Origin of the sequence: Aeromonas sp. MR16, from assembly GCF_022549315.1 — a bacterium.
GTDB lineage: Bacteria > Pseudomonadota > Gammaproteobacteria > Enterobacterales > Aeromonadaceae > Aeromonas > Aeromonas aquatica.
Map to the genome: position 1 here is coordinate 43,672 of NZ_JAKZFK010000020.1, position 12,122 is coordinate 55,793.

The following is a 12,122-nucleotide window of genomic DNA, read 5'->3' on the forward strand; positions in this document are numbered from 1 at the left end:
AGGAAAATGGTTTATGGCTACCAAGAAGAAGACAGACCAGGATCTCCAACTGGATAAAGATCAGCTCAAGGCGAGTATCGTGCGTCACCTGCGTTCTACCTTGGGGACAAGCGAACAGAAAGCCTCGCCAGAAGCGTGGTGGAAAGCGACCGCCGCCGCCGTCAACGAACAGGTGTACGAACGCCTGACCCGCACTCAGCAGACGCATTTCAAGAAAGATACCCGTGCCATTCATTATCTCTCTGCCGAGTTCCTGATGGGGCGCCTGACCTCCAATAACCTGCACAACCTCTCCTTGTATAAGACCTGCGAAGAGGCACTGGGTGAACTCGGTCTGGAACTGACCGACCTCTGTGAACAAGAACCCGACATGGCGCTCGGTAACGGTGGCCTGGGCCGCCTGGCCGCCTGCTTCATCGATTCCCTGGCCACCCTGAACTACCCGGCGGTCGGCTACGGCATCCACTACGAACACGGCCTGTTCCGTCAGGAAATCCAGGATGGCCGCCAGATCGAGCGCCCGGATTCCTGGCGTGAATATGGCAACCCCTGGGAGATCTGCCGCCCGGAATCCGTGCAGGAGATCCCGCTCTATGGCTACGTCGAGACGGTGTTCGGCGACAATGGCGGCCTGAAGAAGGTGTGGCACGCCGGTCGCAAGATCAAAGGGGTGCCTTGGGATATCCCCGTGGTGGGCTTCGGTGGCCATACCGTCAACATACTGCGGTTATGGGAATCCCGTGCCTCCGAGTTCTTCGACTGGGATGTGTTCAACGCTGGCGGTTACATCGACTCCCAGGCGGAAAAAGCCCAGGCCGAGACCATCTCCAAGGTGCTCTACCCGAACGATGACACCGATGCGGGCAAAGAGCTGCGCCTGATCCAGCAGTACTTCTTCTGTGCCTGCTCCATCAAGGACATCATGCGCCGCTACAAGCGCGCCCATGGCAGCGACTTCACCAACTTCGCCGCCCAGATCGCCATCCAGCTCAACGATACCCACCCGACAGTGGCCATCCCCGAGCTGATGCGGGTGCTGGTGGATGAAGAGGATCTGACCTGGGACGCCGCCTGGTCCATCTGCTATCGAGTGTTCTCCTACACCAACCACACCCTGCTGCCAGAGGCGCTGGAGAAGTGGTCGGTCAGCCTGTTTGAGAAGGTGCTGCCCCGTCACCTCGAAATCATTTATGAGATCAATGCCCAGTTCCTGAACAAGCTGGTCGAGCCCAAGTGGCCGGGGGACGATGCCATCAAGGCCAAGCTCTCCATCATTGAGGAAGGTGCTGTGCGCAAGGTGCGCATGGGCAACCTGTGCGTGATCGGTTCCTCCAAGGTCAACGGCGTGGCCGAAATCCACTCCAAGCTGGTGAAAGAGGATCTGTTCCCCGAGTTCGCCGCGCTCTGGCCGGAAAAGATGTGCAACGTCACCAACGGCGTGACCCCACGCCGCTGGCTGCTGGCCTGCAACCCCGAGCTCGCCGAGCTCTACAACGAAGTGGTGGGCAAGGAGTGGCCGTTGCAGCTGGACAAGCTGCGCGCCGTCACCCAGTTTGCCGACGACGAGGCGTTCCAGCAGCAGTTCATGCGCATCAAGCGTCACAACAAGGAGAAGCTGGTCAAGGTGATCAAGGCCGAGACCGGAGTCGATGTCAGCGCCGAAGCCATCTTCGACATCCAGATCAAACGCCTGCACGAGTACAAGCGCCAGCAGCTGAACCTCATCCACATCATGGCGCTCTACCGCCGCTTGTTGGCAAACCCGGACTACGACATGCACCCGCGGGTGTTCATCTTCGGCTCCAAGGCGGCGCCCGGTTACCGCCTGGCCAAAGACATCATCTACGCCATCAACAAGCTGGCCGAGCGGGTCAACAATGACGCCCGCATCCAGGGCAAGCTGAAGGTGGTGTTCATGCCGAACTACCGCGTGAGCCTGGCCGAGAAGCTGATCCCGGCGGCCGATGTCTCCGAGCAGATCTCCACCGCCGGTTACGAGGCGTCCGGTACCGGCAACATGAAGATGGCACTGAACGGCGCCATCACCATAGGGACGCTGGATGGGGCCAACATCGAGATCGCGGAAGAGGCGGGCGCAGAGAACTGCGCCATCTTCGGTCTGAACGTGGACGAGGTGAAAGCGTTGAAGACGCGGGGCTACAACCCCTATGACTTCTACTATGCCAACTCCGAGCTCAAGGCGGTGCTGGACTGGTTCGATACTGACTACTTCACACCGGGTCGTCCGGGCGAGCTCTCCTCCATCAAGCGCTCCTTGCTGGAAGGGGGCGATCCTTACCTAACGCTGGCGGACTTTGCCGCCTACTCGGATGCGCACAAGTTGATCGATACCTGGTACCGGGATCCGGCGCTCTGGGCCAAGAAGGCGATCATCAACTCGGCCACCATGGGCAAGTTCAACTCCGACCGCTCCATCCAGGATTATGTGGACAGGATCTGGAGCCTGAAGAGCTGCAACGTGGGCTGATAAACGCTCGATATGAAAGAACCCCGCATCGCGGGGTTTTTTTATGCCATCTAGCCAGCCTGGAGAGCTCAACGCTTGTCGACGATCTCGGTGCCGACCGGCACGCGCTTCCTGCCGGTGATCATGGCCCTGATCAGATCGCCCCGGGTCAGGCGATCGAGGACGATGACCGCCAGCACATGGATGAAGATGGCCATCTGCAGCGCCTTGGCAAAGAACTCGTGCAGTTCTTCCATGAGGTCCTCACCAAACAGCGACTCATATTCTGTCATGATCCCGGTGACGGCGGTCCCCACCAGACAGGTCAATAGCAGCAGTACCATCAAGGCGCCCAGCGGATTGTGGCCGGCATAATAGGGATGTTTCCCCTGCAAGGTGGCCTGCAGGTAGCGGGTGATGCGGGCCGGGGTCGGAAACCACTGGGCAAACCTGGCGTAGTCTGAGCCGACAAATCCCCACAGGATGCGCAGCACCAACAATCCAGTCAAAGCGTACCCGACATAGCGGTGATTGCGCTCCCCCTCTTCCAGGATGAACAGGTTGAGCACGCACAGCAGGACTGTGGCCCAGTGAAACACCCTGATCAGGGGATCCCATACCCTGATGGCCTTGCCGCTTTCCATCGCTTTCTCCATGATTTTTTCCTCATACCGGCTTTCCATGCGCCTGTTGCCGTAGCGCCGTTGCCCGCATCATGGAGGCACTTTCTTAAGGCCGCGTTAATGTCCTGAGCGTGTGGGCAGGAAGGACGCTGGTAGGTGCTTTACCGGGACGGGGACGGCCCGTGGCAAGGGGAGCGAGTGACATGCTAGGGGAAAGAAAAAGCAGAGCCCCGACGATGCGGGGCTCTGGTGTTTCAACGGTTCAGGGGCTTGACCTGTCAGCACTGACAGGCTCATGCGCCAGCCAGTGGATCAGTGCAGTATATCGCCGAAGCAATAGGCCAGCAGGGTCAGGATGACGGTGAACACCAGGTTCAGCACCAGGCCGGCCCGCATCATCTCCCGCTGCTGGATGTGGCCGCTGGCGAAGACGATGGCATTGGGCGGCGTGGCCACCGGCAGCATGAAGGCGCAGGAGGCGCCGATGGCGATCAGTACCGACATGACGATGGGAGAGACCCCCAGCGCCTCGGCCACCCCGGCAAACAGCGGTACCAGCAGGGCGGCGGTGGCGGTGTTGGAGACCAACTCGGTCAGGAACACCACGAAGGTGGCCAGACACAGCAGTATGACGAAGACCGGCATGGTGGCGAGGGTGCTGGAGAGGTGCTCCGCCAGGAAGGCATTGGCTCCGGTCTGCTTGAGGATGGAACTTAAGGTCAGGCCACCGCCGAACAGCAGCAGCACGCCCCAGTCGGTGTTCAGGTTGATGTCATCCCAGCTGGCGACCCGGCTGACGGCGATGGCCAGGATGGCGCCCATGGCGATCAGGGTGTCGAACTGGGGAATGCCCCCCAGCGCAGCGGCGATGGGCTGGGAGCCTATCCACAGCAGCACGGTGGCGAGGAAGATGAGCAGGGTCACCTTGCGCTGGCCGGTCCACTCTATGGTGACCTGCTCGGTGCTGACCTGGTGGGAGAGATTGGGGCGCATCACCAGATAGAGCAGGCCGATGCCGACCGGCATGAAGATAAGCACCACCGGAATGCCGAATTTGAGCCAGTCGGTGAAGCCGATGCCCATCTGGGCGGCAGCGATGGCGTTGGGGGGGCTGCCCACCAGGGTACCTATGCCACCGATGCTGGCGCTGTAGGCGACCCCCAGCAGGACGAAGACCAGGGTGCGGCGTTCCTTGTGGACGTCCAGTCCCTTGAGCATGCCGAGGGCCAGCGGCATCATCATGGCGGCGGTGGCGGTGTTGCTGATCCACATGGAGAGGGCGGCCGTGATGGTGAAGAGCACGATGGCAGCCCAGCCGAGATGGCCCTTGGCGAGCTGCATCACCTTGGCGGCGATCTGGGTATCCAGCCCCTGCTTGGAGAGCGCGGCAGCCAGTGCGAAGCCACCGAAGAAGAGGAACAACACGGGGTTGGCGAAGTCGGTGAGCGACTTGCTCATGTCAAACACCCCGAGCAGGGTGGCGAGCACCGGGATGGCGATCGCCGTGATGGTGATGTTGACCGCTTCGGTGAGCCAGAGGATGGCGATGAAGATCAGGATGCCGAGGCCCTTGTTGATCATGGGATCAAACGGGAGCCAGGCGAGCATGGCACAGAGCAGCAGGACGTCCAGGATGACGATCCCGGCCTTGATGTCCAGCCAACGTGGTGGGGCAGAGGGTAGGGCAGATGTATGCATGTTGTTTTCTCGGTTAATTTATGGTTGTTGTTGTGTTGCCGAGATTACATTTCTCCCCCCGTATGAAACAGGGGGAAGTGGTCAAAGCATGTGGCGACTCACAGAGTAAAGTGCAAACGGATCTGATATTAAACAGAATTTAAACATTTTGGTTTCATTTGGCCTGGGCCGTGACGGAAAGCAGCCACTCCTTGAGCAGGCTCTTTGGCAGGGAGCCGCTGCGTTGGGCCAGCACCTGACCGCGCTGGAAGACCATCAGGGTCGGGATGCTGCGAATGGCGTAGCGGCTGGCAATGGCCGCCTCTTGCTCGGTATCGAGCTTGACGAAGCGGAGGTGCGGCTCGAGTTCTCGGGCCATCTCCTGAAACAGAGGAGCGAACTGCAGGCAGGGGCCGCACCAGCTGGCCCAGAAGTCGACAACGACCGGAATGTCGGAGCCGATCAAGGTGTCAAAGTGAGCCATGCGCCCCACCACCGGGGTGCTGCCGAACAGGGGAGCGCGGCAACGACCGCAGCTCGCGTTTGAATCCATTTTCTCCCTGGGCAGGCGATTGCGGGTAAAGCACTGGCTACAATAGGTAGTGATAAGTGACATAATTGCTTCCTTAATTCATGGCTCGGCAACATCTTTATTGCATTGGTAGAGCAGACTAACGGTAACATAGCGGTCAGTTAATTTTCACAGTTGGCGATCTGTCGTGATGTTCTGTCACCGGATGGCTGACCATGACAAGAGAATCGAGACGGGATGAAGAGTGTTGCACGCGTCAATCGTGTTGTCCTGAGCCTTATCATCGTATCGCTGCTGGCGTTTTCGACCTATTGCTGGCAGTTGCTCAGCCAGCAACAACGGGCCTCCGAGCTCAGCGGGGCCGCCGAACTGGTGTTGAACCGGATCAACACCGACACCGTTTATCTGCTGGGGCGCGAAAAGGCGAGCGACGGCAGCGTGCAGCAGCGCCTGAGCCTGTTGTCAAACAGTCTCGACAAGTTCGTGAGCCTGGTGCGTGAAGATCCGGGCTCAGCCGATGATCCCAAGTCCCTGGCGCTGCAGCGTGACATCGATGGCTATCTGCTGGATCTTGCCAAGCTCTACACCATGGAGATGACCATCGAGTATCTGGAGCCTCGCTTCCAGAGCCAGCTCAAGTCGCTGATGGCCAAGGTGGCGGTCGAGTCGGCGGAGTACCGCGATCTCACCGAGTTGCTCAGGCTGAGCCACTACCTCAGACGCAGCTGGGACATGAATGAGCAGCGCCAGTTGCTGGCGTTGCAACAGCGCCTCACCGAGACCTATTCCCAGCTGCCCCCGATCCTGGCCATCACACAGCTCAGCCAGGAGCTCAACCGCCAGGTGATCGACTACCATCGCCTGCGTAACCAGATCATCGAGATGAAGGGGCTGGGATCGCTGCCCCTGTGGAAGAAAAGCAAGCTGGAGCTGGCCTCATCCCTCAAGAGTCAGTTTTATCTGATGGTGCTGGGCGGCGCCCTGCTCTGCTTCTCGCTGGTGGCCGCGACGCTGTGGCGCCGCAACCAGAAGCTGAGCGAGCTGTCCCGTCACGCCGAACTGCTGGCCCAGGCCAAGAGTGACTTTCTGGCCAACATGAGCCACGAGATCCGCACCCCCATGAATGCGATCATCGGCTTTAGCACCCTGGCGTTGCAGACCGAGCTGGATCAGCAGCAGCGGGATTACCTCAGCAAGATCAAGTCTTCGTCAGACACCTTGTTGCTGCTTATCAACGACATTCTGGATCTGACCAAGGTCGAGTCCGGCAAGCTGACACTCGAGGAGATCGACTTTGATCTCAGCGAGCAGCTTGACTCCCTGGCGGCCATGTTTGCCGATCTGGCGGAGCGCAAGCAGATCGAGGTCATCATCAACAAGTCGCCTACCGTGCCCGACTTTTTGCGCGGCGATCCCCTGCGCCTCGGTCAGGTGTTGGTCAACCTGGTCAACAATGCCATCAAGTTTACCGAGCGAGGGGAGGTCGAGGTGGCCATCACCCTCGCCAGTCAGCACCCCATGCGGGTGTGTTTCAGCGTGCGCGATACCGGTATCGGCATAGCGCCAGAGAAGCAGTTGCAGCTGTTTCAGCCTTTCACCCAGCTGGAGGCGGGCAACACCCGCAAATACGGCGGCTCCGGGCTTGGGCTCAACATCTCCCAGCGGCTGGTGGGGCTGATGGGGGGGGAGATCAGGGTGCAGAGCAAGCCTGGGGTGGGGTCCACCTTCATGTTCGAGATCCCCATGTCCCAGGCGGTCTACGGCGTGTCCGGGCGCCGGGTCTTCTTCGAGCAGCAGCCCCTCATCCTGATCATGGATGACAACGAGCTGGTGCTGGAGCTCGCCAAGGACATACTGAGCCGGGCCGGCGCCACCGTGCTCACGGTTAACAGTATCTCCCGCGCCCGCCAGGCGCTGAAGGAAGATGGGCACCATATCCGGCTGGCGATCCTCGACTGGCGCATGGGTCAGGAAGACGGCCTGGATCTGGCGCTCGAGATGTATCAACACAGCCAGTGGCGACGGTTGCCCATCCTGATGACCAGCGCCTGGTCCAGGGAGGGCTTGCACGGTCGCATGGAGAGCATGGGACTGACCCATTTCCTGGCCAAACCCATGACCGAGAATGCCCTGCTGGCCAAGGCGGATGAGTTGCTCAATGGCAGCTCCCACGACAGCAACGTGCGCCAGGCCGAGGCACAAGGGGATCAACAGCATTTTCGCGATCTGCTGCACGGTACCCGGGTGCTGCTGGCGGAGGACAATCGCGTCAACCAGCAGCTCATCATGGAGTACCTGCGCCGGGTCGAGGCCCTGGTCACCGTGGTGGACAACGGCCGCGAGGCGGTGGAACGGGTGGCGGAGCAGCCCTTTGACGTGATCCTGATGGACTTGCAGATGCCGGTGCTCGATGGGCTGGATGCGACACGCCAGATCCGCAAGATGGTGGACAAGCACGATGTGCCTATCATCGCGCTCACCGCCAGCGCCATGCCCGGTGACAAGGAGCGTTGCCTCGGGGTCGGCATGAATGGCTATGTCACCAAGCCGGTCAGCAAGCTGGATCTCTACAATAACCTGCTGCAGTGGGTGAGGGGGGCCAATGGCGAGCGACGGGCCACCCTCGAGGTCAAGCCGCCGGATCTGATGGGGGTGCTGGATCTGGAGGATGCGCTGCGTCGGCTGGAGCAGGACAGGGAGGCGCTGCAGATCCTGTTCAAGCTGTTCTTGTCCGAACACAAGGACGATCTGTGGGACATCCGCTCCGCCCTGCGCCGTCAGCAACCCGAGGTGGCGTGCCGTCTGTTGCATACCCTCAAGGGGGTGTCGGCCAACATCTCCGCCTCGCGCCTGCAACTGCTGGCCGGTGAGCTGGAGTGGCGGTTGCGGTTGCAGCAGGAGGAGTTGACCGAGGCCGAGCTTATCCATCTTCAGCAGGTGTTCAATCAGACCCGGGAGGAGGTGTCCCACTTCCTGCTGACCGGTGAGCAGCCAGAGTCTGCCGCGCCACTGTTCGAGCCGCGGGACAAGCGGTTCTGAGCCGGCGAAGATAGCAACCGTTCTCATGCCGGCCACTTCAGGCTATGATGACCGATTCTCATCGCCCCCACCTCGGGGGCGATTGTATTGAGCTTCTCTCAAGATCAATGGCGGCCGCTGCGGCGCCGCAAGCAAGGACAACAATGTGAGCGTATTTTTGCGGCTGGGCTGGTTCTTCAAGGATCAGTGGCGGCGTTATCTCATCGCCATCTCCCTGTTGATGATGGTGGCGCTGCTGACCGTGATCCCTCCCAAGGTGGTGGGCTGGGTAGTGGATGGGGTGGCCAAGGGAGATCTCGATAACGGCACCCTGGTACGTTATCTGGTGGGATTGCTGGGGCTTGGCATCGTCATCTACCTGCTGCGCTATGTGTGGAGGGTCATGCTGTTTGGTGCGTCCTATCGGCTCGCCTATGTGCTGCGCAACCGGCTGTTCAGCCACTTCACCCGCATGAGCCCGGATTTCTATCAGCGCCATCGCACCGGCGATCTGATGGCCCACGCCACCAACGACATTCAGGCGGTGGAGATGACGGCCGGGGAAGGGGTACTGACCCTGGTGGACTCCTTCATCGTCGGGATCCTGGTGCTCTCCATCATGTGCAGCCAGTACTCCTGGCAGCTGACCTTGCTCTCCCTGTTGCCCTTGCCGGTGATGGCGTTCTTCATGAATCGCTTCGGTACCCAGATCTACAAGGAGTTCAAGGCGGCGCAAGGGGCCTTCTCCCGCCTCAACAACAAGACCCAGGAGGCCCTCTCCGGCGTGCGGGTGCTCAAGTCCTATGCGGTGGAGTCCCTGGAAGACAAGGGCTTTGCCGAGCTGACCCGCCAGGCGGGGGAGTGCAACATGGCGGTGGCCCGCATCGATGCCAAGTTCGATCCCGTGATCTACCTCTGCATAGGTTGCTCCTATTTCCTGGCGGTGGCGGGCGGCAGCGCCCTGGTGCTGCAAGACAAGCTGACCCTGGGGGAGCTCACCAGCTTCACCATGTACCTGGGGCAGCTCATCTGGCCCATGTTCGCCATCGCCTGGCTGTTCAACATCATAGAGCGCGGCAGCGCCGCCTATTCCCGCATCGAGAGTCTGCTGGCCGAGCGCAGCGACATTCAGGATCCCGCGGCGCCGCAGCCCCTCACGGCCAGCTTCCCCCTCTGCATGAAGGGGGTGGATTACCGGCTGGAGCAACGCAGCCTGCTGCAGGGGATAGATTTCAGCCTGCAGCAGGGCGGCATGCTCGGGGTGGTGGGACGCACGGGGGCGGGCAAGAGCTCGCTGCTCAAGCTGCTGATGCGGCTGGCCAACCCCAGCGCCGGCCAGATCACCATGGGCGGCGTGCCCATCCAGCAGCTGGCGCTGGCCGATCTGCGCAGCCAGTTTGCCTACGTGCCCCAGGAGCCCTTCCTGTTCTCCACCACCATCGCCGCCAACATCGCCCTCGGCCGGCCCGAGGCCAGCCAGGAGGAGATCGAGCGGGTGGCCCGCATCGCCTGCGTGCACGATGACATCAGCCGCTTCCCCATGGGCTATGCCACCGAGGTGGGCGAGAAGGGGGTGACTCTCTCCGGCGGCCAGAAACAGCGCCTCGCCATCGCCCGTGCCCTGCTGCTGCCGGCCCCTATCCTGGTGCTGGACGATGCCCTGTCGGCGGTGGATGCCCATACCGAGAAACAGATCCTGCAGGCGCTCAAGGCCCATAGACGCACCCTGATCCTGATCAGCCACCGCATGACGGCGGTGGAGCAGGCGGACGAGATCCTGGTGCTGGAGCAGGGCCGCGTCAGTGAGCGGGGTCGCCACGGCGCCCTGATGGCCCACAACGGCTGGTACGCCGACATGGTTCGCTATCAGCGCCTGGAGCAAGACGTGGAGGAGAGCCTGTGAGTTTGATGATGAGACGAGTGGTTCCCCTCATCCCCAACCCTTCTCCCACGAGGGGAGAAGGGAGCAAAGAGTGTCAATTCCTTGGGAACGCTGCGCTGGAGGCAAGTCTGTGAATCCAACCATTAAACGCCTGCTGGCCTACTGTGCCCGCTATCCTCGCTGGCTCATCCAGGCGGGGATCTGCCTGCTGCTGGCGACCGGTGCCGAGGTGGCGGGGCCGCTGCTGATCAAGCTCTTTATCGATGACTATCTGGCGCCGCGCCAGCTGGTGTGGCCGGCCATTGTGGCGCTCGGAGCGGGTTATCTCGGTCTGCAACTGCTGTCGGCCGCCGGTTTCTACCTGCAATCCCTGCGCTTTAACCGCATCGCCCAGGCGGTGGTGCAGACCCTGCGCGAGCAGGTATTCGCCACCGCCATCCGGCTGCCGGCCCGCTATTTTGACAAGCACAGATCCGGTTCGCTCATCTCCCGCATCACCAACGACACCGAGGCCATCATGAACCTCTATGTGCAGGTGATCGGGCTGCTGGTGCAAAAAGTGGTGCTGCTGTGCGGCATCCTCCTCTCCATGGCACTGCTGGATCTGCGGCTGATGCTGGTGTGCGCGACCCTGTTGCCGGCGGTCGGTGCCGTGATGTGGCTCTACCAGAAACTGAGCGTGCCCGTGGTGCGGGCCACCCGCAGCCTGCTGTCCGACATCAACAGCCGGCTCAACGAATCCCTGCAGGGGATGCCGGTGATCCAGGCCATGGTACAGGAGCGGCATTTCGCCAAGGCCTTTGCCGAGGTGAACCAGCAGCACTGGTCGGCGCGGCTCAAGAGTCTGAAGATCAACGGCATCCTGCTGCGCCCGCTCATCGATCTCTTCTACATGATGGTGCTGATCGGGCTGCTCGCCCTGTTCGCCCACGAGGGCCTGAGCGCCGGCGGCGCCATCCAGGTGGGGGTGCTCTACGCCTTCATCAGCTATCTGGGGCGGATGATAGAGCCGCTCATCGAGATGACCAACCAGCTCAACCAGTTGCAGCAGGCCATGGTGGCGGGGGAGCGGGTGTTCGCCCTGTTGGACGAAGCCCGCGAGAGCACCGCCGGGGAGAGTCAGCCACTGCAGGGGCGGGTCAGCTTCGAGCGGGTGAGCTTCTCCTATGACGGCCAGCAACAAGTGCTGCGGGAGCTGAGTTTCAGTACCAGACCCGGCCAGATGCTGGCGCTGGTGGGCCACACCGGCAGTGGCAAGTCCACCATCATCAGCCTGCTGATGGGCTTCTATCCCATCGGCGGCGGGCAGATCCGTTTCGATGATCACCCCCTGGAGACGCTGTCACTCGCGGCGGTGCGCCGCAGCATCGGCCTGGTGCAGCAAGATCCCTTCATCTTCGTCGGGACCCTGGCGGAGAACCTGCGGCTCGGCCGTGACGGCATCCTTGATGCGCAGCTCTGGCAGGCGCTCGAAGAGGTGCAACTGGCGGCCTTTGTGAAGAGCCTGCCCCAGGGGATCGAGACCATGATGGAGGAGGGGGGCAAGAACCTCTCCGCCGGTCAGCGCCAGCTGCTTTCGTTTGCCCGGGCGCTGGTGGGGGATCCGCGCATCCTCATCCTGGACGAGGCGACCGCCAGCGTGGATTCCCAGACCGAGCTCGCGCTCTCCCAGGCGCTGTCGGCGGCGCGCCGTGGCCGCACCACCATCGCCATCGCCCACCGGCTCTCCACCATAGTGGATGCGGACGAGATCCTGCTGCTCTCCCGCGGTCAGGTCAACGAGCGCGGCACCCACGGCGAGCTGATGGCGCTGGGGGCACACTATGCCCAGCTGTTCGAGATGCAGAGCCAGGGCGCCTGGCTGGAAGAGAAGCGGGCCTGAGCCCGTTCATGAGATAAAAAACAGCCGGCAGATGCCGGCTG

The 12,122-nt window shown here is 61.6% G+C and carries 7 protein-coding genes; 4 read left to right on the forward strand and 3 right to left on the reverse strand.

Annotation, left to right across the window (positions count from 1 at the left end; genetic code table 11):
* Positions 1 to 13: 13 nt before the first annotated feature.
* Positions 14 to 2,488, forward strand: coding sequence for a glycogen/starch/alpha-glucan phosphorylase (locus MM194_RS14730; protein WP_241343975.1), 2,475 nt, complete (start codon positions 14 to 16; stop codon positions 2,486 to 2,488).
* 68 nt (positions 2,489 to 2,556) lie between these two features.
* On the opposite strand, the gene MM194_RS14735 is transcribed toward MM194_RS14730, so the two are convergent.
* The 3 genes from MM194_RS14735 to trxC all read right to left on the reverse strand — a co-directional run bounded on the left by MM194_RS14735 (position 2,557) and on the right by trxC (position 5,383).
* Positions 2,557 to 3,123 carry a cytochrome b/b6 domain-containing protein gene (locus MM194_RS14735; protein ID WP_238566411.1) on the reverse strand — a complete coding sequence of 189 codons (567 nt, stop codon included), beginning with the start codon at positions 3,121 to 3,123 and terminating at the stop codon, positions 2,557 to 2,559.
* A 279-nt stretch (positions 3,124 to 3,402) separates the two neighbouring features.
* The gene (locus MM194_RS14740) at positions 3,403 to 4,788 is read right to left on the reverse strand and encodes a DASS family sodium-coupled anion symporter (protein ID WP_241343976.1); all 1,386 of its coding nucleotides are present in this window, start codon (positions 4,786 to 4,788) and stop codon (positions 3,403 to 3,405) included.
* Positions 4,789 to 4,942: 154 nt separating this feature from the next.
* Positions 4,943 to 5,383 (reverse strand): thioredoxin TrxC, encoded by a 441-nt coding sequence (trxC, locus tag MM194_RS14745; RefSeq protein ID WP_241343977.1) that lies wholly within the window; start codon positions 5,381 to 5,383, stop codon positions 4,943 to 4,945.
* Between the two features lie 153 nt (positions 5,384 to 5,536).
* Between trxC and MM194_RS14750 the strand changes: the two genes are divergently transcribed.
* The 3 genes from MM194_RS14750 to MM194_RS14760 all read left to right on the forward strand — a co-directional run bounded on the left by MM194_RS14750 (position 5,537) and on the right by MM194_RS14760 (position 12,081).
* Complete coding sequence (locus tag MM194_RS14750; RefSeq protein WP_241343978.1) at positions 5,537 to 8,338, forward strand: response regulator; 2,802 nt, start codon at positions 5,537 to 5,539, stop codon at positions 8,336 to 8,338.
* A gap of 145 nt (positions 8,339 to 8,483) precedes the next feature.
* A complete protein-coding gene (locus tag MM194_RS14755; RefSeq protein ID WP_241343979.1) occupies positions 8,484 to 10,220 on the forward strand; it encodes an ABC transporter transmembrane domain-containing protein in 1,737 nt (578 codons plus the stop codon).
* Positions 10,221 to 10,329: 109 nt separating this feature from the next.
* Positions 10,330 to 12,081 (forward strand): ABC transporter transmembrane domain-containing protein, encoded by a 1,752-nt coding sequence (locus MM194_RS14760; protein WP_241343980.1) that lies wholly within the window; start codon positions 10,330 to 10,332, stop codon positions 12,079 to 12,081.
* Positions 12,082 to 12,122: the final 41 nt, after the last annotated feature.